Source organism: Citrobacter freundii complex sp. CFNIH2 (genome assembly GCF_002880615.1).
Taxonomy (GTDB): Bacteria; Pseudomonadota; Gammaproteobacteria; order Enterobacterales; family Enterobacteriaceae; genus Citrobacter_A; species Citrobacter_A amalonaticus_F.
In genome coordinates this window covers 3,022,087-3,047,429 of record NZ_CP025757.1, presented here as the reverse complement: position 1 = coordinate 3,047,429, position 25,343 = coordinate 3,022,087, and the positions used below count along the sequence as shown (strand labels likewise).

Genomic DNA, 25,343 nt, shown 5'->3' with positions numbered 1-25,343 from the left:
ATTCCCCCCACATAGCGTGCGTACTCTGCGGGTATTGCATAAGGAGAACGCTATGTTGAAATCCCCCCTGTTCTGGAAAATCGTCACCTTAGGTGGCGCGATTGTGTTGCTGCTGATCCCCCTGATGATGGTCCGGCAGATTATTGTGGAACGTGCTGATTATCGTGATGCGGTGGAAGATGCGATTCGGCAGAGTACCAGCGGACCGCAAAAAGTGGTCGGTCCGCTAATTGCCGTACCCGTGACTGAGTTATACACCGTGCTGGAAAATGAGAAAGAGGTGCAGCACAGGCGCAGTTTTATCCATTTCTGGTTGCCGGAGTCGCTGATGGTGGAGGGGAACCAGAATGTCGAACCGCGAAAAGTGGGCATCTACGAAGGGCAGGTCTGGCATACCGATGTTACGCTGAAAGCGGAGTTTGATGCCGCGCGACTGAGTGAACTGAACCGGCCCAACGTAACCCTTGGAAAACCGTTTATCGTGGTTGGTGTGGGCGATGCGCGGGGGATTGGCGTGGTGAAAGCACCGAAGGTGAACGGAATGGCGCTTGCCGTCGAACCGGGGACGGGATTAACGGACCGCGGGGAGGGGCTCCACATTCCGCTTCCGGATGCGCAATGGGCGATGCGCGATGTGAACCTGGCGATGTCACTCAATTTAAGCGGTACCGGCTCTTTCTCGGTGGTTCCGGTGGGGCGCAGCAGCCAAATGACGCTCACCAGCAACTGGCCGCATCCCAACTTCCTCGGTGATTTTCTACCCGACAAGCGCGAAATCAGCGTGTCAGGGTTTCAGGCGCAGTGGCAAAGCAGTTGGTTTGCCAATAACCTGGGCGATCGGTTTGTGGATGCGCGAAAAGACGGGTGGTATAACCTGCCGTCATTTAGCGTCGCGGTTGCCACTCCTGCCGATCAGTATCAACTGACGGATCGGGCGACGAAGTATGCCATTTTACTGATTACACTGACATTTATGGCTTTCTTTGTGTTCGAAACGTTGACGGGTAAAAAATTGCACCCGATGCAGTATCTGCTGGTGGGACTGTCGCTGGTGATGTTTTATTTGCTGTTGCTGGCGCTCTCAGAACACATTGGTTTCACCCTGGCATGGATTATCGCAAGCCTGGTGGGCGCGCTGATGAACGGGGTTTATCTCCAGGCAGTGCTACAGGGCTGGCGTAGTAGCGTGGTCTTCACTCTGGCATTGTTAGCGCTGGATGGCGTGATGTGGGTACTGTTGCGCTCGGAAGACAGCGCGCTGCTGTTGGGGACGAGTGTGCTGTTGTTGGCGCTGGGGAGCGTGATGTTCTTGACGCGACATCTGGACTGGTATGCGTTCTCGCGCGCGAAACCGACACCAACACCGACAGCGCCGAAACCGTCCGCACCCGTGGACGATGCGCTACGCGTCTGGAAGTGAATTTAGCAAAAAGCAGATAAGAAAAACGGCGCATTGAGCGCCGTTTTTTTGACGGTGGTAACCCGATTAATCCTGCAGATCGCCACAAAAACGGTAACCTTCACCGTGAATAGTCGCGATAATTTCCGGCGTATCCGGCGTGGATTCGAAATGCTTACGAATACGGCGGATGGTCACGTCAACGGTACGGTCATGCGGTTTCAGCTCACGACCGGTCATTTTCTTCAGCAGCTCAGCACGAGACTGGATCTTGCCCGGGTTCTCGCAGAAGTGCAGCATGGCACGGAACTCACTGCGCGGCAGTTTGTACTGCTCGCCATCAGGCCCGATCAGAGAACGGCTGTTGATGTCCAGTTCCCAACCGTTGAACTTGTAGCTTTCAACGCTACGACGTTCTTCGCTGACGGTACCCAGGTTCATGGTACGAGACAGAAGGTTGCGGGCACGGATAGTCAGTTCGCGCGGGTTAAACGGCTTGGTGATGTAATCGTCTGCACCGATTTCGAGGCCGAGGATTTTATCGACTTCGTTATCGCGGCCAGTCAGGAACATCAGCGCAACGTTAGCCTGCTCGCGCAGTTCACGCGCCAGCAGAAGACCGTTTTTGCCTGGCAGGTTGATATCCATGATCACCAGGTTGATGTCATATTCAGAGAGGATTTGATGCATTTCCGCGCCATCAGTCGCTTCGAATACATCATAGCCTTCCGCTTCGAAAATACTTTTTAACGTGTTGCGTGTTACCAACTCGTCTTCAACGATAAGAATGTGCGGGGTCTGCATGTTTGCTACCTAAATTGCCAACTAAATCGAAACAGGAAGTACAAAAGTCCCTGACCTGCCTGATGCATGTCGCAAATTAACATGATCGGCGTAACATGACTAAAGTACGTAATTGCGTTCTTGATGCACTTTCCATCAACGTCAACAACATCATTAGCTTGGTCGTGGGTAGTTTCCCTCTGGACCCGACAGTGTCAAAAACGGCTGTCATCCTAACCATTTTAACAGCAACATAACAGGCTAAGACGTACCGGACACCCAATAAAACTACGCTTCGTTGACATATATCAAGTTCAATTGTAGCACGTTAACAGTTTGATGAAATCATCGTATCCAAATGCTAGCTTTCATCACAAAATTGCAATAATCCAACTAGTTGCACAGGATAACTAATTAACACGGCGAATCCTATGAATGAGATTCATTTTAAATCAAATTATCTCTGATAAACAGAAGGATATACTGTTTCTGTTAACATAAAAAACTTTAGTAAAGTAAGGAAACAGTTTAGCGTCTTTTATGGAAGGTAAAACGGTTTTTCACTGATTTTCGTTAAAATTTTGTAAATTCGCTCCGCGTAATATCTTGACATAGTTCACACAATTGTCTGCGGACAGGCATAAAGAGTAGAAAAATGCGCATTACTATTATCCTCGTCGCTCCCGCCAGAGCGGAAAACATTGGTGCCGCGGCACGCGCCATGAAAACCATGGGATTCACGCAGTTGCGTATCGTTGACAGTCAGGCGCATCTTGAACCCGCTACGCGTTGGGTGGCACATGGATCCAGCGATATTATTGATAATATTGCCGTTTTCCCAACCCTTGCGGATGCGCTTGTTGATGTTGATTTTACCGTCGCTACCACGGCGCGCAGTCGGGCAAAATTTCACTACTACGCGACGCCGGCGGAACTGGTTTCGCTGCTGGAAGAAAAATCGGCCTGGATGAATCACGCCGCGCTGGTTTTTGGTCGTGAAGATTCCGGACTGACTAACGATGAACTGGCGCTGGCGGATGTTCTGACCGGCGTGCCAATGGTTGCAGATTATCCTTCATTGAATCTGGGGCAGGCGGTGATGGTCTACTGCTATCAATTAACAAATTTAATGCAACAACCTGCTAAAGAAGTCGATTCATCTGATGAATTTCAGTTACAGGCATTACGCTCGCGCATCATGACGCTATTGACCACTCTGGAGGTTGCAGATGACATCAAACTGGTCGACTGGCTGCAACAGCGTCTGGGGCAATTAGGGCAGCGAGACACGGCAATGTTGCACCGCCTGGTCCATGATATCGAAAAAAATGTCACAAAATAATAATTTGTCTTTAGTTTTCTTTATGGTGATAACTGCTAATTTCAAGAGGGGTTATCCTGCGGGTTTGGTTGAAAATAAACCCTTCGCCAGCAGCTCATGAACAAGTTTCGTCAGGTGAGTAAATCAAATATTTATTGACTTAGGTCACCAGATACTTTAACCAATATAGACATACAGCACAGACAGATTACCCGTCATACTTCGAGTTGCATGTGCGTTGGCTGCTTTTGTTCACCCCAGTCACATAGTTTTCTATGCTCCAGGGGCTTCACGCAATTGCCGCCTTCCTGCAAGACGAATTATTTAGGGTAAATAATTACAGAGTACACAACATCCATGAAACGCATCAGCACCACCATTACCACAACCATCACCATTACCACAGGTAACGGTGCGGGCTGACGCGTACAGGAAACACAGAAAAAAGCCCGCACCTGAACAGTGCGGGCTTTTTTTTCGACCAAAGGTAACGAGGTAACAACCATGCGAGTGTTGAAGTTCGGCGGTACATCAGTGGCAAATGCAGAACGTTTTCTGCGGGTTGCCGATATTCTGGAAAGCAATGCCAGGCAGGGGCAGGTAGCGACCGTTCTTTCTGCCCCCGCTAAAATTACCAACCATCTGGTGGCGATGATTGAAAAAACCATCGGAGGTCAGGACGCATTACCCAATATCAGTGATGCCGAACGTATTTTTGCCGAACTTCTGACCGGACTCGCCGACGCCCAGCCGGGCTTTCCGCTGGCGCAGTTGAAGGTGTTTGTTGAGCAGGAATTTGCCCAAATCAAACATGTGCTGCATGGGATCAGCCTGCTCGGACAGTGTCCGGACAGCATTAATGCTGCGCTTATCTGCCGTGGCGAAAAGATGTCGATCGCCATCATGGCGGGGTTACTGGAAGCGCGCGGCCACCACGTTACCGTTATTGACCCGGTCGAAAAACTGCTGGCGGTGGGGCACTACCTCGAATCCACCGTCGATATCGCCGAATCGACTCGCCGCATCGCCGCCGGGCGTATTCCCGCAGACCACATGGTGCTGATGGCCGGTTTCACCGCCGGTAATGAGAAGGGTGAACTGGTGGTGCTGGGGCGCAACGGCTCTGATTATTCTGCTGCGGTTCTGGCGGCCTGCTTACGTGCCGACTGCTGCGAGATCTGGACAGACGTCGACGGTGTATATACCTGCGACCCGCGCCAGGTACCTGACGCCAGGTTGCTGAAATCGATGTCTTATCAGGAAGCGATGGAGCTTTCCTATTTTGGTGCAAAAGTGCTTCACCCCCGTACCATTACCCCCATCGCGCAGTTCCAGATCCCTTGCCTCATCAAAAATACCGGTAACCCGCAGGCGGCAGGCACGCTGATCGGCGCCAGCCGCGATGAAGACGATCTGCCGGTGAAGGGGATTTCCAACCTCAATAATATGGCGATGTTCAACGTCTCCGGTCCTGGTATGAAAGGGATGGTGGGGATGGCGGCGCGCGTATTTGCGGTGATGTCCCGTGCGGGAATTTCCGTGGTACTGATTACCCAGTCATCCTCTGAGTACAGCATCAGCTTCTGCGTGCCGCAGGCCGACTGCGCCCGCGCACAGCGTGCCTTGCAGGATGAATTCTATCTCGAGCTGAAAGAGGGCGTGCTGGAACCGCTGGCGGTCACTGAACGGCTGGCGATTATCTCTGTCGTTGGGGATGGTATGCGGACGCTGCGCGGTATTTCGGCGAAATTCTTTGCCGCACTGGCGCGCGCTAATATCAATATCGTGGCTATCGCTCAGGGCTCCTCCGAGCGTTCCATTTCGGTAGTGGTCAATAACGACGATGCCACGACGGGCGTACGCGTCACCCATCAGATGCTGTTCAATACCGATCAGGTGATTGAAGTGTTTGTCATTGGCGTCGGCGGGGTAGGCGGCGCATTACTGGAGCAGCTTAAGCGCCAGCAAACCTGGCTGAAGAAAAAACATATCGATCTGCGCGTGTGCGGCGTGGCGAACTCCAGAGCGCTGTTGACCCACGTGCATGGCCTGAACCTGGAAAACTGGCAGGCCGAACTGGCTGAAGCGAAAGAGCCGTTCAATCTCGGTCGCTTAATCCGCCTGGTGAAGGAATATCACCTGCTGAACCCGGTGATTGTGGACTGTACTTCCAGTCAGGCGGTGGCCGATCAGTATGCGGACTTCCTGCGTGAAGGATTCCATGTGGTCACGCCGAATAAAAAGGCGAATACCTCGTCGATGGATTACTACCATCAGTTGCGTTTCGCTGCCGCGAAGTCACGGCGCAAATTCCTCTATGACACTAACGTGGGGGCCGGTCTGCCGGTGATCGAAAACCTGCAAAACCTGTTGAATGCGGGCGATGAATTGCTGAAGTTCTCCGGTATCCTGTCTGGTTCGCTGTCGTTTATTTTCGGTAAGCTCGATGAAGGCATGACCCTCTCTGAAGCGACCCGCATCGCGCGTGAAATGGGTTATACCGAACCCGATCCGCGTGACGATCTTTCGGGGATGGACGTGGCGCGTAAGCTGCTGATCCTCGCCCGTGAAACCGGACGCGAGCTGGAACTGTCTGACATCGTCATTGAACCGGTGTTGCCGCAAGCGTTTGATGATTCAGGCGACGTTGACGCGTTCATGGCGAATCTGCCGCAGCTTGACGATGCCTTTGCCGCGCGGGTGGCAAAAGCCCGTGATGAGGGCAAAGTATTGCGCTATGTTGGCAACATCGAAGAAGACGGCGTCTGTCGGGTGAAGATTTCTGAAGTGGACGGTAACGATCCGTTGTACAAAGTGAAAAACGGCGAAAACGCGCTGGCGTTCTACAGTCACTATTATCAGCCGCTGCCGCTGGTTCTGCGCGGTTATGGCGCGGGTAACGACGTCACGGCGGCAGGGGTGTTTGCTGACCTGCTGCGTACCCTTTCATGGAAGCTAGGAGTCTAACATGGTTAAAGTTTATGCCCCGGCTTCCAGTGCCAATATGAGCGTTGGATTCGATGTGCTCGGGGCGGCGGTGACACCCGTTGATGGCTCACTGCTGGGCGACGTGGTAACGGTCGAGGCGGCAGACAGTTTCAGCCTGAATAATCTGGGCCGCTTTGCCGACAAGCTACCGCCAGAACCGCGTGAAAATATTGTGTACCAGTGCTGGGAGCGTTTTTGTCAGGAACTGGGTAAACCCATTCCGGTGGCGATGACGCTGGAAAAGAACATGCCGATCGGCTCCGGATTAGGTTCCAGCGCCTGCTCGGTGGTGGCGGCACTGGTCGCGATGAATGAGCACTGCGGCAAGCCGCTGAATGACACACGTCTGCTGGCGATGATGGGCGAACTGGAAGGGCGTATCTCCGGCAGCATTCATTACGATAACGTTGCGCCGTGTTTCCTCGGCGGTATGCAGTTGATGATCGAAGAAAACGGCATTATCAGTCAGCAGGTGCCAGGCTTTGATGAGTGGCTGTGGGTGCTGGCCTATCCAGGCATTAAGGTCTCCACGGCAGAAGCGCGGGCGATCCTGCCTGCGCAATATCGTCGCCAGGATTGCATTGCCCACGGGCGTCACCTGGCCGGGTTTATTCACGCCTGCTATTCCCGTCAGCCTGGGCTTGCGGCGAAACTGATGAAGGATGTGATTGCCGAACCGTATCGCGAACGTCTGTTGCCTGGTTTTGCTCAGGCGCGTCAGGCCGTCGCGGAAATTGGCGCGCTGGCCAGCGGTATTTCCGGTTCAGGGCCGACGCTGTTTGCGCTCTGCGATAAAACGGAGACGGCGCAACGCGTGGCGGACTGGCTGGGCAGTCACTACCTGCAAAATCAGGAAGGCTTTGTTCATATTTGCCGGCTGGACACGGCGGGCGCACGAGTACTGGGATAATTGATGAAACTCTACAATCTTAAAGATCACAACGAGCAGGTTAGTTTTGCACAGGCCGTCACGCAGGGGCTGGGCAAGAATCAGGGGCTGTTTTTCCCGCATGAGCTGCCGGAATTCAACCTGACAGAAGTGGATGAGATGCTGAACCAGGACTTCGTCAGCCGTAGTGCAAAGATCCTTTCCGCGTTCATCGGCGATGAAATCCCACAGGAGATCCTTGAAGAGCGCGTGCGCGCTGCCTTTGCTTTCCCGGCACCGGTTGCTCAGGTGGAAGGTGATGTCGGCTGTCTGGAGCTGTTCCACGGCCCGACGCTGGCGTTTAAAGATTTCGGCGGTCGCTTTATGGCGCAGATGCTGACCCACATCAGCGGCGACAAACCGGTGACCATTCTGACCGCAACCTCTGGGGATACCGGCGCGGCCGTGGCGCATGCGTTTTATGGTCTGCCGAACGTGCGTGTAGTGATCCTCTATCCGAATGGCAAAATCAGTCCGTTGCAGGAAAAACTGTTCTGCACGCTGGGCGGTAACATTGAAACCGTCGCCATTGATGGCGATTTTGATGCCTGTCAGGCGCTGGTCAAACAGGCGTTTGATGATGAAGAGCTGAAAGTAGCGCTGGGGCTGAACTCAGCGAACTCCATCAACATCAGCCGCCTGCTGGCGCAGATTTGCTACTACTTTGAGGCCGTTGCTCAATTGCCGCAGGAAGCGCGGAATCAACTGGTGGTTTCTGTTCCAAGCGGTAACTTTGGCGACCTGACGGCGGGCCTGCTGGCGAAATCTCTCGGTCTGCCGGTAAAGCGTTTTATCGCTGCCACCAACGTTAACGACACGGTGCCGCGCTTCCTGCAGGACGGGCTGTGGGCGCCAAAAGCGACCCAGGCGACGTTGTCTAATGCGATGGATGTGAGTCAGCCGAACAACTGGCCGCGCGTTGAGGAGTTGTTCCGCCGTAAAATCTGGCGTCTGAATGAGCTTGGTTATGCGGCTGTGGATGATGAAACCACACAGGAAACGATGCGCGAACTGAAAGCGAAGGGCTACACCTCTGAGCCTCATGCCGCCGTGGCCTACCGCGCCCTGCGTGATCAGCTCAATCCGGGCGAATACGGTCTGTTCCTCGGCACTGCGCACCCGGCGAAGTTTAAAGAGAGCGTGGAGGCGATTCTCAATGAAACGCTGGATCTGCCGAAAGAACTGGCGGAACGCGCGGATCTACCGCTGCTTTCGCAACATCTGCCGGCGGATTTTGCCGCCCTGCGTAAGTTAATGATGACGCGCTAAACATCGTGCCCGGTGGCGCTGTCGCTTACCGGGCCTACGAGGCGGTGCGGATGAGTAGGCCGGATAAGGTGTAGCCGCCATCCGGCGAATTGGGCATTACTGCTCGTGACGCTTAAACACCAGTTCGCCATTTCCGGAGGCGGCTTCATCAAAGAAGTAACCTTCGCTGTTAAAGCCGGTGAGCTGTTCAGGCTTCGTCAGGCGGTTTTCAATGATGTAGCGGCTCATCAGGCCGCGCGCCTTTTTGGCGTAGAAGCTGATGACTTTGAACTTGCCGTTTTTCTCGTCGAGGAAGACAGGTTTAATCAATGCGGCGTTCAGTTTCTTCGGTTTCACGGACCGGAAGTATTCATCCGACGCAAGGTTAATCACCACCTGGTCGCCCTGTGCGGCGAGCGCTTCATTGAGCTTGTCGGTAATGATATCGCCCCAGAAATGATACAGATCCTTCCCTTTGGCGTTCTCCAGACGAATGCCCATTTCCAGACGATAAGGCTGCATCAGATCCAGCGGACGCAGCACGCCGTACAGACCTGAGAGCATACGCAAATGCTGCTGGGCGAAATCGAAATCGGCTTCGCTAAAGGTTTCGGCCTGTAATCCGGTATAAACATCGCCTTTGAAGGCCAGAATCGCCTGACGCGCGTTTTCCGGCGTGAAGTCCGGCTGCCAGTCGTGAAAGCGGGTGGCGTTCAGATCGGCAAGTTTGTCGCTGATGCCCATCAGCTTACCGATTTGCGGGGCTGAGAGCGTGCGCGCCACATGAATCAGCTGCTGGGAGTGGTCCAGCAGCTCAGGCAGCGTATGGCGCGTTGTCGCCAGCGGGCTCTGGTAGTCGAGCGTTTTTGCAGGTGAAATCAGAATCAGCATGTTCAGTCCTTGCAGGAAATTTACTGCGACTGTAGCAAAAAACACGACTGAATTGATCGATAGTTGCGATTAGTCTCGCGGGATGTCGTCCCAGGCATCTGGCGCCAGTTGCTGTTCGATGTCCGGGTAGCGCAGCGGATCAAAGACCGGACGGATACCCAGTTTTCGCTGACGCAAATAATCACTCGCCAGAGTATGTACCACCGGAGAGAGCAGCAATATTGCCGTCAGGTTTGTGATCGCCATGCAGGCCATGATGATATCCGCCAGTTGCCATAACAGCGGGAAGCTAAGCAAGGTTCCGGCCACCACCGTAGAACAGGTGGCAACGCGAAGGATCCAGATGACGCGCTTATTGTCCAGGTTCAGAAAGTACAGGTTGTTTTCCGCGTAGATGTAGTTGACCACAATGGAGCTGAAGGCAAACAGAATGACGATGACCGCAACGAAGGCAGCCCCCCAGTCGCCGACCAGCGTACTCATTGCTTTCTGCACCAGTTGGATCCCTTCCATCGGCGCATAGGTCGTGCCGTTGCCTGCCAGTAAAACCAGCATTGCCGTTGCGCTACAGACGATCAGCGTGTCGATAAAAATCCCGATCATCTGCACAATTCCCTGCGCCGCAGGGTGCGGCGGCCAGGATGATGCCGCGGCAGCGGCGTTAGGCGTTGAGCCCATTCCGGCTTCATTGGAAAACATACTGCGTTGAAAACCGCTGGTGATCGCCTGGCTCAGCGTATATCCCGCCACACCGCCCGCCGCTTCTTGCCAGCCAAACGCGCTTTTGACGATAGAAATGATGATGTCAGGCAGTTGGTCGATGTTGATCAGACACACTACCAGGCTGGTGGTGACCCACATCAGCGCCATCACGGGGACAAACCACTGCATCATCCGCGCCACGCCTTTTATCCCCCGGACAATAACCAGCAGGGCGGCAATTGCCATGACAATACCGGTGGCGACCGGAGGGAAATCAAATGCGAATTTGAGGGCGCGGGAGACGGAGTTGGCCTGCACGCTGTTGAACACCAGGCCGTAGGCGATCAGTAAAAAGATGGCGAATAACACGCCCATCCAGCGCATACCTAATCCCCGCGCCATATACCAGGCGGGGCCGCCGCGAAACTGACCGTGGCGATCGCGCTCTTTGTACAGTTGTGCGAGGGCGCACTCGGCAAACGAGGTCGCCATACCGATGATGGCGGCGACCCACATCCAGAACACCGCGCCAGGTCCGCCAGCGGTAATCGCCAGCGCCACGCCCGCCATGTTGCCGCTGCCGATACGGGCGGCAAGGCTGGTACAGAGCGACTGAAACGAGGTCAACCCTCCTGGTTGCGGGTTAATGCTGTTTTTCAGACTTCTGCCAACCTGGCGGATATAGCGAAATTGTACGAAGCCTGTGCGCCAGGTAAACCAACACCCTGCACCGAAGAGCAGGTAGATCATTACCGATCCCCAGAGCACATCATTAATAAACGTGAAAAAATCAGGCATTAACATCCCTCTTGTTGCTGCCGGTACGCTGTAACAACCCTGTGTAAGCGTTACCAATTGTCGAATAGTATATACGCTGACGGACAATTGATAGCGGCCGCGTAGTATACATGAGGTTGAGCATCTGAATGGCGCGTCACATCAAGGCCGGATCAGAAATTGTCCGCAGATGCCCTCATGGGAATAAGCGCATTGTCTGCGGTTGCGCTGTCACAACGTCGTGTTATCATCAGGGCAGACCGGTTACATCCCCCTAACAAGCTGTTTAAAGAGAAACACTATCATGACGGACAAATTGACCTCCCTTCGTCAGTTCACCACCGTGGTGGCCGACACCGGAGACATCGCGGCAATGAAGCTGTATCAGCCGCAGGATGCCACAACCAACCCTTCTCTCATTCTTAACGCAGCGCAGATCCCGGAATACCGTAAGCTGATTGATGACGCCGTGGCATGGGCTAAGCAGCAGAGCAACGACCGTGCGCAGCAGATTGTTGACGCTACCGACAAACTGGCCGTGAACATCGGTCTGGAGATCCTGAAACTGGTCCCGGGTCGTATCTCCACGGAAGTGGATGCTCGCCTGTCCTATGACACCGACGCGTCTATCGCTAAAGCGAAACGTATCATTAAGCTGTATAACGACGCAGGTATCAGCAACGATCGCATTCTGATCAAACTGGCTTCAACCTGGCAGGGTATCCGTGCAGCAGAACAGCTGGAAAAAGAAGGCATCAACTGTAACCTGACGCTGCTGTTCTCCTTTGCGCAGGCGCGTGCTTGTGCTGAAGCGGGCGTATTCCTGATCTCCCCGTTCGTGGGCCGTATTCTTGACTGGTATAAATCCAATACCGACAAGAAAGAGTATGCGCCGGCGGAAGATCCGGGCGTGGTTTCTGTAACGGAGATCTACGAATACTACAAACAGCACGGCTATGAGACGGTTGTGATGGGTGCAAGCTTCCGTAACATCGGTGAAATCCTTGAGCTGGCTGGCTGCGATCGCCTGACCATCGCACCGGCGCTGCTGAAAGAGCTGGCGGAAAGCGAAGGGGCTATCGAGCGTAAACTGTCCTTCTCTGGCGAAGTGAAAGCGCGTCCGGAACGCATCACTGAGTCTGAGTTCCTGTGGCAGCACAACCAGGATCCAATGGCGGTAGACAAACTGGCGGACGGTATCCGTAAGTTTGCTGTCGACCAGGAAAAACTGGAAAAAATGATCGGCGACCTGCTGTAATCATTGATGCGTGACCGGTACGCCGGTCACGCTACCTCTTCTGAACCCTGTCTGTCCTTCCCTTCGCAGTGTATCATTCTGTTTAACGAGACTGTTTAAACGGAATAATCATGAACACCTTACGTATTGGCTTAGTTTCCATTTCTGACCGCGCCTCCAGCGGTGTCTATCAGGATAAAGGTATTCCGGCGCTGGAAGAGTGGCTATCGACGGCGTTGACCACCCCTTTCGAGGTGCAGACGCGCTTGATTCCTGACGAGCAGGCCATCATCGAACAAACGCTCTGTGAGCTAGTGGACGAGATGAGTTGCCATCTGGTGCTGACCACCGGCGGCACCGGTCCTGCGCGTCGTGATGTGACGCCGGATGCAACCCTCGCGGTTGCCGATCGCCAGATGCCAGGCTTTGGCGAACAGATGCGGCAGATTAGCCTGCACTTTGTGCCGACGGCGATCCTGTCACGCCAGGTTGGGGTGATCCGTAAGCAGGCGTTAATCCTCAATTTACCGGGCCAGCCGAAATCCATTAAAGAGACTCTGGAAGGCGTGAAGGATGCCGAAGGGAATGTCGTCGTGGCGGGTATCTTCGCAAGTGTACCGTATTGTATACAGCTCCTTGAAGGGCCGTATGTGGAAACCGCGCCGGAAATCGTAGCATCTTTTCGTCCGAAAAGCGCAAGACGTGAAATAAACGCCTGAAGTTAGTCTTTTCGTAAGATAAGCGGCGGTGAAAGTGGTGTGTTGATTTATTTACGATATAGTAAGTTTTGCTTTACACGTTTCGTTCATAACCACGCTCCACTGACTTATGGTTCGCTATGTCACAACATACACGCCCCCTGAATCGCCAGGATTACAAAACGCTGACGCTGGCCGCCCTTGGCGGCGCGCTTGAGTTTTACGATTTCATTATCTTCGTCTTTTTCGCTGCGGTGGTGGGGGAGTTGTTTTTCCCCGCCGATATTCCCGAATGGCTACGTCAGGTGCAAACCTTTGGCATCTTTGCTGCCGGATATCTGGCGCGTCCGTTAGGCGGCATCATCATGGCGCATTTTGGCGATCTGGTCGGGCGCAAAAAGATGTTTACCCTGAGCATTTTGTTGATGGCGGTTCCCACGCTGGCGATTGGTCTGCTGCCAACGTACGCCTCTATGGGAATTGTCGCGCCGTTATTGTTGCTGCTGATGCGTATTTTGCAGGGGGCGGCGATTGGCGGTGAAGTTCCGGGCGCATGGGTGTTTGTGGCCGAGCACGTTCCCGAACGTCGTATCGGCATTGCCTGCGGAACGCTAACGGCGGGTCTGACGGTGGGGATCCTGCTGGGTTCCGTAGTGGCTACTCAGGTGAATACCCTTTTGACGCAACAGGCCGTGCATGACTATGGCTGGCGAATTCCGTTCCTGTTGGGAGGGATTTTTGGTCTGGTGGCGATGTATTTACGCCGTTGGTTGCAGGAAACACCGGTCTTTCTGGAGATGCAACAACGTAAGCGGTTGGCGCAGGAACTGCCGGTGAAGTCGGTCGTGGTGAAACACCAGAAGGCGGTGGTGATCTCCATGCTTCTGACCTGGCTGCTCTCCGCAGGGATTGTGGTGGTGATTTTAATGTCGCCGGTGTGGCTGCAAAAGCAATACGGACTGGCCCCGGCCCTGACGTTGCAGGCAAACAGCGTGGCGACCATTATGCTTTGCGTGGGGTGCCTGTTGGCGGGCTTCATTGTCGACCGTGTCGGCGCCAGCAAAACCTTTATTGTTGGCAGCCTGTTATTGGCTTGTTCGAGCGGGCTGTTCTATCACCTGTCGGGCACCCATCCGCAACATCTGTTCCTGCTCTATGGGCTGGTGGGGCTGTGCGTGGGCGTGGTGGGCGCTGTGCCATACGTGATGGTGCGCGCGTTTCCTGCGGAAGTCCGCTTTACCGGCATTTCATTTTCCTACAATGTTTCTTACGCCATTTTCGGTGGGCTGACGCCGATTGCCGTCACGCTGCTGATGAGCGTCTCACCGATGGCTCCTGGCTGGTATGTGCTGGCGTTGTCGCTGGTGGGATTGGGACTGGGAATTTGGCTGCGACAGGATATGTATTATCGCGATACGGAAATACAGGCTGAGCTACAACAGCCGTAATAATGATCCCCCCTTCGCGGGGGGATACTGATGATCAGTGTTTTTCGCCAATCGGCAGAATGGTACGACCAAACTGTTCGTTCAGCACTTCACCCATCGCCAGGTAAATGGCGCTGGCGCCACACACTAAGCCAACCCAGCCGGCAAAGTGGATCACGGCTTCGTTACCCGCGATGTTACCCACCGCCAACAGAGCGAACAGAACTGTCAGGCTCAGGAACACGAACTGCAGCGCGCGTGCGCCCGTCAGCGTGCCGAAGAACATAAACAGAGTGAATACCCCCCACAGGCCCAGGTAGGCACCGAGGAACTGTGCATTAGGGGCTTCGGTTAGACCCATTTTCGGCATCAGCAGGATCGCAACCAGCGTCAGCCAGAACGAGCCGTAAGAGGTGAAAGCGGTCAAACCGAAGGTATTCCCTTTTTTGTATTCCAGCAGGCCGGCAAAAATTTGCGCGATACCGCCGTAGAAAATTCCCATCGCGAGAATAATACCGTCAAGAGCGAAGAAACCCGCGTTATGCAGGTTAAGCAGAATGGTGGTCATGCCGAAGCCCATCAGGCCCAGCGGTGCCGGGTTAGCCAACTTAGTGTTGCCCATAAATCCTCAAGATCATCATTAATTGAATGGTGAAATAGTTATCCCCGCTTAAACATGACGCCGTTCGGGGCGCGGCATAATAATCAGGAGAGAAGGGGCTGTCTATGATCTCATCGGGGGAAAAGGATGAATTTCTGCCGTGATCGTCATCACACACCGTCCAGGTGATTTATTTCAACAAAAGCAAAAATTTTTTCATTCCCCCCCTTGATGAAGTGGGTTACGACCCCACTTAGTAGTCAACCGCAGTGGTGAGTCTGAAAAAAAACGAATCAGGGGAGTTGAAACCGCACGTTTCGCCCTTATTACAGACTCACAACCACATGTTGACCGAATTTTTAGTGGAGACGTTTAGATGGGTAAAATTATTGGTATCGACCTGGGTACTACCAACTCTTGTGTAGCGATTATGGATGGCACTACTGCACGTGTGCTGGAGAACGCCGAGGGCGATCGCACCACGCCTTCTATCATTGCTTATACCCAGGATGGTGAAACTCTGGTTGGTCAGCCGGCTAAACGTCAGGCAGTGACAAACCCGCAAAACACCCTGTTTGCGATTAAACGCCTGATTGGCCGCCGCTTCCAGGACGAAGAAGTTCAACGTGATGTTTCCATCATGCCGTACAAAATCATTGGCGCCGACAACGGCGACGCATGGCTTGATGTGAAAGGTCAGAAAATGGCACCGCCGCAGATCTCGGCTGAAGTGCTGAAGAAAATGAAGAAAACGGCTGAAGATTACCTGGGTGAACCGGTAACTGAAGCGGTTATCACCGTACCTGCTTACTTTAACGATGCTCAGCGTCAGGCAACCAAAGACGCCGGTCGTATCGCAGGTCTGGAAGTGAAACGTATCATCAACGAACCGACTGCCGCTGCGCTGGCGTATGGTCTGGATAAAGAAGTCGGTAACCGTACTATCGCGGTTTACGATCTCGGTGGTGGTACTTTCGATATCTCTATTATCGAAATCGACGAAGTTGACGGCGAAAAAACCTTCGAAGTTCTGGCAACCAACGGTGATACTCACCTGGGTGGTGAAGACTTCGACAGCCGTATGATCAACTATCTGGTTGAAGAATTTAAGAAAGATCAGGGCATTGACCTGCGTAACGATCCGCTGGCTATGCAGCGCCTGAAAGAAGCGGCAGAAAAAGCGAAAATCGAGCTTTCTTCTGCGCAGCAGACCGACGTGAACCTGCCGTACATCACTGCAGATGCCACCGGTCCGAAACACATGAACATCAAAGTGACTCGTGCGAAACTGGAAAGCCTGGTCGAAGATCTGGTGAACCGTTCTATCGAGCCGCTGAAAGTCGCTCTGCAGGACGCTGGCCTGTCCGTATCTGATATCAACGACGTTATCCTCGTTGGTGGTCAGACGCGTATGCCAATGGTGCAGAAGAAAGTGGCTGAGTTCTTTGGTAAAGAACCGCGTAAAGACGTGAACCCGGACGAAGCCGTAGCGATCGGTGCTGCCGTTCAGGGTGGTGTATTGACCGGTGATGTGAAAGACGTACTGCTGCTGGACGTTACCCCGCTGTCTCTGGGTATCGAAACCATGGGCGGTGTGATGACGGCGCTGATCAACAAAAACACCACTATCCCGACCAAGCACAGCCAGGTGTTCTCTACTGCGGAAGACAACCAGTCTGCGGTAACCATCCATGTGCTGCAGGGTGAACGTAAACGTGCGTCTGATAACAAATCTCTGGGTCAGTTCAACCTGGATGGGATCAACCCGGCACCGCGCGGCATGCCGCAGATCGAAGTGACCTTCGATATCGATGCTGACGGTATCCTGCATGTTTCCGCGAAAGACAAAAACAGCGGTAAAGAGCAGAAGATCACCATCAAGGCCTCTTCTGGTCTGAATGAAGAAGAAATTCAGAAAATGGTTCGCGAAGCTGAAGCGAACGCCGAGTCTGACCGTAAGTTCGAAGAGCTGGTTCAGACCCGCAACCAGGGCGACCATCTGTTGCACAGCACTCGCAAGCAGGTTGAGGAAGCTGGCGAACAACTGCCAACTGACGACAAAACCGCTATCGAGTCTGCACTGACCGCACTGGAAACGGCGCTGAAAGGTGAAGACAAAGCGGCTATCGAAGCGAAGATGCAGGAGCTGGCGCAGGTTTCCCAGAAACTGATGGAAATCGCTCAACAGCAGCACGCACAGCAGCAGGCGGGTTCCGCTGACGCTTCCGCAAACAACGCGAAAGATGATGATGTTGTCGACGCTGAGTTTGAAGAAGTGAAAGACAAAAAATAATCGCCCTGATGCAGGGTAATTAATCGGCACGGGCGTAGAAGCTAATACACAAAATCAATCAAATTGCGTCAAGGCGGCAAGCGAGTGAATCCCCAGGAGCGTACAGTCGTACGTGACTGGGGTGAACGAACGAAGCCAACGTAGAAGCGGTTTGAGGGAGGAAGTGTATACTCTACGCCCGTGTTCGCATGTAAAGGGCAGATAAAAAGAGATGGCTAAGCAAGACTATTACGAGATTTTAGGCGTTTCCAAATCAGCGGAAGAGCGTGAAATCAAAAAGGCCTACAAGCGCCTGGCCATGAAATTTCACCCGGACCGTAATCAGGGTGATAAAGAGGCCGAAGCCAAGTTTAAAGAGATCAAAGAAGCGTATGAAGTCCTGACCGACTCGCAAAAACGCGCCGCTTACGACCAGTACGGTCACGCTGCGTTTGAGCAAGGCGGTATGGGTGGCGGCGGCGGTTTTGGCGGCGGCGCTGACTTCAGCGATATCTTTGGTGACGTTTTTGGCGATATCTTTGGCGGTGGTCGGGGTCGTCAACGTGCTGCGCGTGGGGCCGATTTACGTTACAACATGGATCTCACCCTGGAAGAAGCCGTACGTGGCGTGACCAAAGAGATCCGCATTCCGACGCTGGAAGAGTGTGATGTTTGCCACGGCAGCGGCGCGAAAGCGGGGACTCAGCCGCAGACCTGTCCGACCTGTCACGGTTCCGGTCAGGTGCAGATGCGCCAGGGGTTCTTTGCGGTTCAGCAAACCTGTCCACACTGTCAGGGACGCGGTACGTTGATCAAAGATCCGTGCAATAAGTGTCACGGTCATGGTCGCGTCGAGAAGAGCAAAACGTTGTCGGTTAAAATCCCGGCTGGCGTGGATACCGGCGACCGTATTCGTCTCTCAGGCGAAGGTGAAGCTGGCGAGCACGGCGCACCGGCAGGGGACCTGTATGTTCAGGTTCAGGTGAAGCAGCACCCGATCTTCGAACGTGAAGGCAACAACCTGTACTGTGAAGTGCCGATTAACTTTGCGATGGCTGCACTCGGCGGCGAGATTGAAGTTCCGACGCTGGATGGCCGCGTGAAGTTGAAAGTGCCCAGCGAAACGCAGACCGGAAAACTGTTCCGCATGCGTGGCAAAGGCGTGAAGTCGGTCCGTGGCGGCGCGCAGGGCGATTTGCTGTGCCGCGTCGTAGTCGAAACGCCGGTCGGTCTGAACGAGAAGCAGAAGCAACTGCTGAAAGACCTGCAGGAAAGCTTTGGCGGCCCAACCGGCGAAAAGAACAGCCCACGCTCCAAGAGTTTCTTTGACGGCGTGAAAAAGTTCTTTGACGATTTGACCCGTTAATCACTTCTGCCATAGCGGCTAAAAGCCTGAGATTGTGAGATCTCAGGCTTTTTTATTGCAGGAGACGGAAAACAGGATTGATGTTATTTAAATAACAAGCTGCTATTTGATAAAACAAAAGCTTAATAAACGTTCAGCAACATTATTCAACATATGATGTTCTACCACCGTTGGCTTTGATACTTTTGCGACATTTATCACTTACCCCAGATAACACTCCTCTTATTCTTTGAAAAGATGTTAATCCTATCTTCAATATTCTTACAGAGAGGGAATGCTCATGAGGATAAGTGTATTTGTAATTAATATACTGGCGTCTTGTGTTTTATTTTCAGGATTAAATTGTCAGGCCGCAGAGCTTAAACGTGTTTATGGGAAAATAAGTGCGCGGTATGGCGACTGGAATAAGGGGTTCGTTAACGTTGACCGGGGAGAAGTCTGGAGTTTAATCGGTGACTTTGGCGCTGATTTTGACAGAGGCGAATTTTCTTCATTTTTCGAGTCGAATGTCCTTAATCACGCAGTGGAAGGACGAAATCATGTTACTCAATTTTTAGGACATTATCGCCCACTGGAAGATTCAAATTTTTCCTTAATGGGAAAGTTATATATGACCATGGAAAACCAATTTGGTGATGAACTGAATATGATGTATGGAATTGGTTATCTGGGGTTAAAAGACAAATCATGGTTTATTAAGCCATATCTGGCATTGCATAACTTGTCCAGTGATTACAACTCCAAAAAATATGGTCAGGCATCAGGTTTCAACGGCTATGTTTTTGGTTGGGTTGCCGCTTACAATTTTGAAATGTTTAAAGAGAAGTTTTCCCTCTCTGACTGGAATGAAGTTGAATTTGAACGCAATGATGCTTATGCAGAGCAACAGGGAGGGAAGACGGGACTTAACGGCGCGGTTACGTTTACCTGGAAATTCATCCCTCGCTGGACAGCATCGGTATCGTATCGCTATTTCAACAATAAACTGGGTTGGGATCGGTATGGCGATCGTATTAACTACATTGTTGGTTATGAATTCTAGCTTTATCCAGGTGATGAATTGCGGAAAGCTATGATTCTCTTTCGGTAGCAGAATGAGTCTACGTATACTCAGTAATTAGGGATGAATAATATGAAAAATAAATTTTCGGTTTCATTGGTGTCACTGTGCCTCTGCGTTTCAGTTATTTCAATTTCGGTCGATGCAAAAGATATTACGGTTTATTATACTAATGATTTACATGCTCATGTCACGCCTGAAATCATACCTTATATTTCTACGACTCGTCCTGTCGGCGGATTTGCGGCAATCTCTAAAATTGTCAAAGATGCCAAAAAAAAAGAGCAGGATGTTTTTTTCTTTGACGCCGGGGATTACTTCACCGGTCCTTATATTAGTACCTTGACAAAAGGTGAAGCAATTGTCGATATCCTGAATACCATGCCTTATGATGCCGTTTCCGTGGGGAATCATGAATTTGACCATGGTTATAAAAACTTAACAGCACAGCTTAAAAGGCTGAGATTCCCGGTGTTGCTCGATAATGTGTTTTACAGCGGCACCAACACACCATTAATTGATAAGCCATATGCTATTGTTGAGAAAAATGGTTTCAAAATTGGTGTAATTGGTATGCATGGCGTATCAGCATTCTACGAAGCGATTGCCGCGACGGCGCGTGAAGGTGTGGATTGCCGGGATCCTTTACCGTATGTGAAAAAAGCGCTGACCGAGTTAAAAGGTCAAGTTGATCTGACTGTTCTTCTGGCACATGAAGGGGTACCGGGGCGTCAATCCAGCGGTGGCGATGACGATGTGGCGAGAGCATTGAAAACAGATATTGATATGGCAGAGGCTTTAAAAGATTATGGCCTGAATATCCTTATCACCGGACATGCTCACAAGGGAACCCCCGAGCCGATTAAAGCGGGTGAGACGCTTATTGTTTCAACGGATGCTTATGCTATTGAGTTAGGAAAACTTGTCCTGGACTGGAATCCACAAACGCATAAAGTCGATAGCTATAATGGGAAACTGATCACAATGTATGCGGATACGTGGCAACCCGATCCGGTGACGCAGGCAAAAGTTGAGGAATGGAACAATAAAGTCAAAAAGATTACCGACGAGGTTGTCGGTCATTCACCTGAAGTGATAACGCGGTCTTATGGGGAATCAGCCCCCGCCGGAAATTTAATTGCCGACGCGTTAATGTATAAAGTTTCTTATGCTGATGCGGCATTTTATAACGCGGGAGGGATTCGTTCAGAACTGCCGAAGGGAAATATTACCTATGGCGATGTATTGAGTATGAATCCTTTTACCAGCGATGTGATGAGTATGGAGATCAGTGGTAAGGATCTCAAAGCCATCATGTCTCATGCCGCCGATCTTAAAAATGGGATTTTGCACGTATCAAAAACCGTACAATTTAAATATGACAGCACGAAACCGTTAGGGCAACGCGTTGTTGAATTTGATATAAAAGGGCAGCCCGTTAATGACGACAAGATCTATACTGTGGCGATTGACTCCTTTATCGGGAAAGGCGGTGGCGGATTTGATTTCACTAAAGGGGAAAAAGTTAAATACATAGCAAACTTAAAAACGCCACAGGCGATTGTTGATTATATTAAGCATTTAGATAATGTTATTCCGGATCATACGTTGCGCGTGGATGATATCAGTAAATAGAAGCAGACTGCGCGATAGACGTTCTGACATCCATTTCCTGTGTGAATCTGAATAATCTGTAGAGGCCCCATCAGTGCAATGGTGGGAAAGAACCGGTATTTAAAGACTGAGTGCCGGTTCTTTATTATTTAAAATCGATATTGATTGTGGACCGCTGAAATGTGAGTTTTGCAACATGTAAAATCAATATCCATGCCAGCCTTAGATAAAAGAGCGGACAGGTGTTTATGCATATACATAAACTTAGCATGTCATAAACAACATTTTTTGACACCTTATTTTCGGCTGGCTTGATCTCTTCTGATGTGAGATTTACATCACTCTTCTTCGATTCTGTTCGGTTAGTATTTGTCGCCGTGGTAAAGGGGTTTTACTGCTGAATAAATTATAATTATGAGGAATGGATTAAATGCCTCGGATAAAAAATGTTTTATTAGCCAGCCTGGTGCTGGCTGCGCCTTCTCTTTTTAGCCACTCCGCACAGGCTCTGGAATATAAAAACGCGTTCGGTTCAATTAATGCCGGTTATGCTGACTGGAATAGCGGGTTTGTCAATGTTCATCGGGGCGAGGTCTGGAAAGCGACAGCTGATTTCGGTATCAATTTTAAAGAAGCTGAGTTTTATTCATTTTATGAAAGCAATGTCTTAAATCACTCTGTTGCCGGGCGTAACCATACGGTATCAGCCATGACCCATGTCCGCCTGTTTGATTCCAACTATACCTTCTTCGGCAAACTTTATGGTCAGTGGGAAAACACCTGGGGCGATGACCTCGATATGTTTTATGGCCTGGGCTATCTCGGCTGTACAGGTAATTGGGGGTTCTTTAAACCGTATATTGGATTACATAATCAATCTGGCGATTATGTTTCGCAGAAATACGGGCAAACCAGTGGCTGGAACGGTTATGTACTGGGATGGACTGCGGCCTATAACTTTACGTTCCTTGATGAGAAATTCGTTCTCTCAAACTGGAATGAAATTGAATTTGATCGCAATAACGCTTACGCGGAACAGCAATATGGCGACTATGGCATTAATGGCGGCCTGACGCTGGCATGGAAATTCTATCCCCGCTGGAAGGCGACGGTCACCTGGCGTTATTTCGAAAATAAATTAGGTTACGACGGTTTCGGTGACCAGATGATTTATATGGTCGGATATGAATTTTAATAAAAGGCAAAGGAGTTGAAATGAAAAGAACAGTCGTTGCCAGTATGATTGGTCTGGCGTTATGTGCCGGAAGCACATTGCAAACCGCGCAGGCAGCTTTGGATAAACGGCCTAATCTGGTCATTATTATGGCTGATGATCTGGGCTATGGTGATTTGGCCACCTATGGGCATCAAATCGTAAAAACCCCTAATATCGACAAACTGGCGCAGGACGGGGTGAAATTCACCGACTACTATGCGCCCGCTCCGCTGTGTTCTCCTTCTCGGGCCGGGTTATTAACCGGGCGAATGCCATTTCGTACCGGGATCCGTTCCTGGATCCCGGAAGGAAAAAATGTCGCACTGGGCCGTAACGAACTGACGATTGCCAACTTGTTAAAGCAGCAGGGCTATGACACGGCGATGATGGGGAAATTACACCTGAATGCAGGGGGGGAGCGTACCGATCAGCCGCAGGCAAAAGATATGGGCTTTGACTACAGTCTGGTGAATGCGGCGGGGTTCGTGACAGATTCCACGTTAGATAATGCAAAAGAACGACCGCGTAACGGCATGGTGCATCCGACCGGATTTTTGCGCAATGGCAAACCGATTGGCCGGGCGGAAACTTATAGCGGTGAACTGGTAAGTTCAGAAGCGGTTAACTGGCTGGATAATAAGAAAGATAATAATCCGTTCTTCTTATATGTCGCCTTTACGGAGGTCCACAGTCCGCTGGCGTCGCCGAAAAAATACCTCGATATGTATTCGCAGTATATGAGTGCTTATCAGAAACAGCATCCGGAGGAGTTCTACATTGACTGGGCGGATAAACCCTGGCGCGGCACGGGAGAATATTACGCGAACATCAGCTATCTGGATGCCCAGGTTGGTAAAGTGCTGGATAAGATCAAAGCAATGGGTGAAGAAGATAACACCATTGTGATTTTCACCAGCGATAACGGCCCGGTGACGCGTGAGGCGCGTAAAATATATGAACTGAATCTCGCGGGTGAGACGGATGGGTTACGTGGCCGTAAAGATAACCTGTGGGAAGGTGGGATTCGTGTTCCGGCAATCATTAAGTATGGCAATCATATTCCACAGGGAATGGTCACGGATACACCGGCTTACGGTCTTGACTGGCTGCCGACGCTGGCAAGCATGATGAATTTTAAACTGCCGACAGATCGTACTTATGATGGGCAATCCCTGGCTCCCGTACTGGCGCATAAAACCTTAAAACGCGAAAAACCGATGATCTTTGGTATTGATATGCCATTACAGGATGATCCGACCGACGAGTGGGCGATTCGGGATGGCGACTGGAAAATGATCATCGATCGTGAAAATAAACCCAAGTATCTCTATAACCTGAAAAAGGATCGTTCCGAGACGCTTAATCAGTTGGGTAAACAGCCTGAAATTGAAAAACGAATGTATGGCGAATTCCTGAAATATAAGCAGAACATTGATAACGATTCATTAATGAAGGCTCGTGGTGATAAACCGACACCGGTTACCTGGAGTTAATGGACGAATAATAAGAAACAGTAAGTATGCCACTTAGGGCGCTGCCCGCCTGATTCAGTACATCGTGCTGAATCAGGTTCTTTTATTGATGGGTCTGAAGGGTGATGCAAAGAAAAAGCTGTCAGGTCATGGTGAAACCGACAGGATCGGTCTGCAATCTGGACTGTAAATACTGTTTTTATCTGGAGAAAGAGAAGCTCTATCCCGATAGGAAAGGTCATTACAGAATGTCAGATGAGATGCTTGAATTATTCGTCAAACAACACATCGCCGCGCAGGATGTGGATGACGTTATTTTTGCGTGGCAGGGAGGAGAGCCTACGCTGATGGGGCTTGCGTTTTATCGGCGGGCAGTTGAACTCCAGCAGCGTTACGCGGCCGGAAAGACAATCATTAATACCTTTCAGACGAACGGCATTTTGATCGACGACGCGTGGGCGCGTTTTTTCAGGCAACAGGATTTTCTGGTTGGCATTTCTATTGATGGTGATGCCGCATTGCATGATGAATGGCGGGTGACGCGTGCCGGCAAATCGACACATGCTAACGTTGCCCGGGCGATTCAATGTCTGTTACGTCATGGTGTTGAATTTAATACGCTCACGGTGGTGAACCGCACGAATATGCACCATCCACTCCAGGTCTATCAATTTCTGAAAAGTATCGGGAGTCGCTATATGCAGTTTATTCCTCTGGTCGAGCGAAGGTCTGCCAGTGATCATTCGATGCTGGCGATGCCTTCGGATAAGCAAGCCGCAGTGATGCCATGGTCTGTTGAATCTCTGGCTTTTGGCGAGTTTCTCAATGCCATTTTTGATGTCTGGCTCCGTCAGGATATTGGCGACATCGGTATACAGTTATTTGAGCAGACGCTGGCGGCCTGGTGTGGGTTGCCACCGCAGGTATGCGTATTTGCTCCAACGTGTGGCAGTGCTTTTGCAATGGAAATGAACGGTGATGTCTATAACTGCGATCACTTTGTTTATCCGCAGTACGCGTTGGGAAATATTCAGAACACGACACTGCGCGCGATGAATAACAGCGAGCAAAATCTGCGGTTTGGCGATGAGAAGCGTCGAACCATGGCGCAGGAGTGCCATTCCTGTCCGTGGCAGTTCGCCTGTCACGGTGGCTGTCCTAAGCACCGTTTTTTGCCGGCTGACTCCGGCCCTTTTGCACAAAACTACCTGTGCGCGGGTTACCAGGCTTTTTTTGCTCACACCGCGCCAGCAATGAAAGCAATGAAAGCGCTCTATGAAAAAGGTATTTCACCTTCAGAGATAAAATCGTTATTCGCTTGAAGGCGATATTCGCAGGGAGTG

At 51.4% G+C, this 25,343-nt stretch carries 21 protein-coding genes and 1 other annotated feature; of the genes, 17 read left to right on the top strand and 4 right to left on the bottom strand.

The features are described 5' to 3' along the window. The first annotated feature begins 52 nt into the window (after window positions 1-52). Window positions 53-1,420 (top strand): cell envelope integrity protein CreD, encoded by a 1,368-nt coding sequence (gene creD, locus WM46_RS14835; protein WP_102602660.1) that lies wholly within the window; start codon window positions 53-55, stop codon window positions 1,418-1,420. Window positions 1,421-1,486: 66 nt separating this feature from the next. On the opposite strand, the gene arcA is transcribed toward creD, so the two are convergent. Continuing rightward, a complete protein-coding gene (gene arcA, locus WM46_RS14830) occupies window positions 1,487-2,203 on the bottom strand; it encodes a two-component system response regulator ArcA (RefSeq protein WP_001194359.1) in 717 nt (238 codons plus the stop codon). 95 nt (window positions 2,204-2,298) lie between these two features. Between arcA and yjjY the strand changes: the two genes are divergently transcribed. The 6 genes from yjjY to thrC all read left to right on the top strand — a co-directional run bounded on the left by yjjY (window position 2,299) and on the right by thrC (window position 8,688). Then, entirely contained in the window at window positions 2,299-2,439 is a 141-nt protein-coding gene (gene yjjY, locus WM46_RS14825; RefSeq protein WP_042998021.1) for a protein YjjY, read from the top strand. Window positions 2,440-2,837: 398 nt separating this feature from the next. Continuing rightward, window positions 2,838-3,524 carry a tRNA/rRNA methyltransferase gene (locus tag WM46_RS14820; protein ID WP_102602659.1) on the top strand — a complete coding sequence of 229 codons (687 nt, stop codon included), beginning with the start codon at window positions 2,838-2,840 and terminating at the stop codon, window positions 3,522-3,524. Window positions 3,525-3,860: 336 nt separating this feature from the next. Then, a complete protein-coding gene (thrL, locus tag WM46_RS14815) occupies window positions 3,861-3,926 on the top strand; it encodes a thr operon leader peptide (RefSeq protein ID WP_001386572.1) in 66 nt (21 codons plus the stop codon). After that, window positions 3,862-3,982: a sequence feature (Thr leader region), on the top strand. Its footprint overlaps the gene before it by 65 nt. A gap of 25 nt (window positions 3,983-4,007) precedes the next feature. Further along, entirely contained in the window at window positions 4,008-6,470 is a 2,463-nt protein-coding gene (thrA, locus tag WM46_RS14810) for a bifunctional aspartate kinase/homoserine dehydrogenase I (protein WP_061076363.1), read from the top strand. Window position 6,471: 1 nt separating this feature from the next. After that, a complete protein-coding gene (gene thrB / locus WM46_RS14805) occupies window positions 6,472-7,401 on the top strand; it encodes a homoserine kinase (protein ID WP_061076364.1) in 930 nt (309 codons plus the stop codon). A 3-nt stretch (window positions 7,402-7,404) separates the two neighbouring features. Further along, complete coding sequence (gene thrC / locus WM46_RS14800) at window positions 7,405-8,688, top strand: threonine synthase (RefSeq protein WP_102602658.1); 1,284 nt, start codon at window positions 7,405-7,407, stop codon at window positions 8,686-8,688. A 96-nt stretch (window positions 8,689-8,784) separates the two neighbouring features. On the opposite strand, the gene yaaA is transcribed toward thrC, so the two are convergent. Continuing rightward, entirely contained in the window at window positions 8,785-9,558 is a 774-nt protein-coding gene (gene yaaA / locus WM46_RS14795) for a peroxide stress protein YaaA (RefSeq protein ID WP_102602657.1), read from the bottom strand. Between the two features lie 69 nt (window positions 9,559-9,627). Then, complete coding sequence (locus WM46_RS14790; protein WP_102602656.1) at window positions 9,628-11,058, bottom strand: alanine/glycine:cation symporter family protein; 1,431 nt, start codon at window positions 11,056-11,058, stop codon at window positions 9,628-9,630. 283 nt (window positions 11,059-11,341) lie between these two features. On the opposite strand from WM46_RS14790, the gene tal reads away from it, so the two are divergent. From tal to WM46_RS14775, 3 genes are all read left to right on the top strand, one after another. After that, window positions 11,342-12,295: a transaldolase gene (tal, locus tag WM46_RS14785; RefSeq protein WP_061076368.1), complete on the top strand. Its 954-nt coding sequence runs from the start codon at window positions 11,342-11,344 to the stop codon at window positions 12,293-12,295. Between the two features lie 110 nt (window positions 12,296-12,405). Continuing rightward, on the top strand, window positions 12,406-12,993 hold the full coding sequence (mog, locus tag WM46_RS14780; protein WP_042998013.1) for a molybdopterin adenylyltransferase: 588 nt from the start codon (window positions 12,406-12,408) through the stop codon (window positions 12,991-12,993). A 119-nt stretch (window positions 12,994-13,112) separates the two neighbouring features. Continuing rightward, window positions 13,113-14,420 carry an MFS transporter gene (locus WM46_RS14775; protein WP_061076370.1) on the top strand — a complete coding sequence of 436 codons (1,308 nt, stop codon included), beginning with the start codon at window positions 13,113-13,115 and terminating at the stop codon, window positions 14,418-14,420. 34 nt (window positions 14,421-14,454) lie between these two features. Here the strand turns inward: WM46_RS14775 and satP are convergent, their stop codons facing one another. Further along, window positions 14,455-15,021, bottom strand: coding sequence for an acetate uptake transporter (gene satP, locus WM46_RS14770; RefSeq protein ID WP_046475236.1), 567 nt, complete (start codon window positions 15,019-15,021; stop codon window positions 14,455-14,457). 355 nt (window positions 15,022-15,376) lie between these two features. Between satP and dnaK the strand changes: the two genes are divergently transcribed. The 7 genes from dnaK (at window position 15,377) to WM46_RS14735 (ending at window position 25,322) form a co-directional block, all read left to right on the top strand. Next, complete coding sequence (gene dnaK / locus WM46_RS14765) at window positions 15,377-17,293, top strand: molecular chaperone DnaK (RefSeq protein WP_102602655.1); 1,917 nt, start codon at window positions 15,377-15,379, stop codon at window positions 17,291-17,293. A gap of 211 nt (window positions 17,294-17,504) precedes the next feature. Then, a complete protein-coding gene (gene dnaJ, locus WM46_RS14760) occupies window positions 17,505-18,638 on the top strand; it encodes a molecular chaperone DnaJ (RefSeq protein ID WP_061076371.1) in 1,134 nt (377 codons plus the stop codon). Between the two features lie 280 nt (window positions 18,639-18,918). Continuing rightward, window positions 18,919-19,680 carry an outer membrane protein OmpK gene (locus tag WM46_RS14755; protein ID WP_102602654.1) on the top strand — a complete coding sequence of 254 codons (762 nt, stop codon included), beginning with the start codon at window positions 18,919-18,921 and terminating at the stop codon, window positions 19,678-19,680. 81 nt (window positions 19,681-19,761) lie between these two features. Continuing rightward, window positions 19,762-21,333 carry a bifunctional metallophosphatase/5'-nucleotidase gene (locus tag WM46_RS14750; RefSeq protein ID WP_102602653.1) on the top strand — a complete coding sequence of 524 codons (1,572 nt, stop codon included), beginning with the start codon at window positions 19,762-19,764 and terminating at the stop codon, window positions 21,331-21,333. Between the two features lie 409 nt (window positions 21,334-21,742). Beyond that, window positions 21,743-22,507: an outer membrane protein OmpK gene (locus tag WM46_RS14745; RefSeq protein ID WP_102602652.1), complete on the top strand. Its 765-nt coding sequence runs from the start codon at window positions 21,743-21,745 to the stop codon at window positions 22,505-22,507. A gap of 20 nt (window positions 22,508-22,527) precedes the next feature. Then, on the top strand, window positions 22,528-24,021 hold the full coding sequence (locus WM46_RS14740) for a sulfatase (protein WP_102602651.1): 1,494 nt from the start codon (window positions 22,528-22,530) through the stop codon (window positions 24,019-24,021). Between the two features lie 101 nt (window positions 24,022-24,122). Beyond that, window positions 24,123-25,322 (top strand): anaerobic sulfatase maturase, encoded by a 1,200-nt coding sequence (locus WM46_RS14735; protein WP_102602650.1) that lies wholly within the window; start codon window positions 24,123-24,125, stop codon window positions 25,320-25,322. The last annotated feature ends 21 nt before the right edge of the window (window positions 25,323-25,343 follow it).

Coding starts and splice junctions, on each gene's coding strand:
- creD (WP_102602660.1), top strand. CDS start 53: ATGTTGAAATCCCCCCTGTTCTGGAAAATCGTCACCTTAGGTGGCGCG.
- arcA (WP_001194359.1), bottom strand. CDS start 2,203: ATGCAGACCCCGCACATTCTTATCGTTGAAGACGAGTTGGTAACACGC.
- yjjY (WP_042998021.1), top strand. CDS start 2,299: ATGACTAAAGTACGTAATTGCGTTCTTGATGCACTTTCCATCAACGTC.
- WM46_RS14820 (WP_102602659.1), top strand. CDS start 2,838: ATGCGCATTACTATTATCCTCGTCGCTCCCGCCAGAGCGGAAAACATT.
- thrA (WP_061076363.1), top strand. CDS start 4,008: ATGCGAGTGTTGAAGTTCGGCGGTACATCAGTGGCAAATGCAGAACGT.
- thrB (WP_061076364.1), top strand. CDS start 6,472: ATGGTTAAAGTTTATGCCCCGGCTTCCAGTGCCAATATGAGCGTTGGA.
- thrC (WP_102602658.1), top strand. CDS start 7,405: ATGAAACTCTACAATCTTAAAGATCACAACGAGCAGGTTAGTTTTGCA.
- yaaA (WP_102602657.1), bottom strand. CDS start 9,558: ATGCTGATTCTGATTTCACCTGCAAAAACGCTCGACTACCAGAGCCCG.
- WM46_RS14790 (WP_102602656.1), bottom strand. CDS start 11,058: ATGCCTGATTTTTTCACGTTTATTAATGATGTGCTCTGGGGATCGGTA.
- tal (WP_061076368.1), top strand. CDS start 11,342: ATGACGGACAAATTGACCTCCCTTCGTCAGTTCACCACCGTGGTGGCC.
- mog (WP_042998013.1), top strand. CDS start 12,406: ATGAACACCTTACGTATTGGCTTAGTTTCCATTTCTGACCGCGCCTCC.
- WM46_RS14775 (WP_061076370.1), top strand. CDS start 13,113: ATGTCACAACATACACGCCCCCTGAATCGCCAGGATTACAAAACGCTG.
- satP (WP_046475236.1), bottom strand. CDS start 15,021: ATGGGCAACACTAAGTTGGCTAACCCGGCACCGCTGGGCCTGATGGGC.
- dnaK (WP_102602655.1), top strand. CDS start 15,377: ATGGGTAAAATTATTGGTATCGACCTGGGTACTACCAACTCTTGTGTA.
- dnaJ (WP_061076371.1), top strand. CDS start 17,505: ATGGCTAAGCAAGACTATTACGAGATTTTAGGCGTTTCCAAATCAGCG.
- WM46_RS14755 (WP_102602654.1), top strand. CDS start 18,919: ATGAGGATAAGTGTATTTGTAATTAATATACTGGCGTCTTGTGTTTTA.
- WM46_RS14750 (WP_102602653.1), top strand. CDS start 19,762: ATGAATAATATGAAAAATAAATTTTCGGTTTCATTGGTGTCACTGTGC.
- WM46_RS14745 (WP_102602652.1), top strand. CDS start 21,743: ATGCCTCGGATAAAAAATGTTTTATTAGCCAGCCTGGTGCTGGCTGCG.
- WM46_RS14740 (WP_102602651.1), top strand. CDS start 22,528: ATGAAAAGAACAGTCGTTGCCAGTATGATTGGTCTGGCGTTATGTGCC.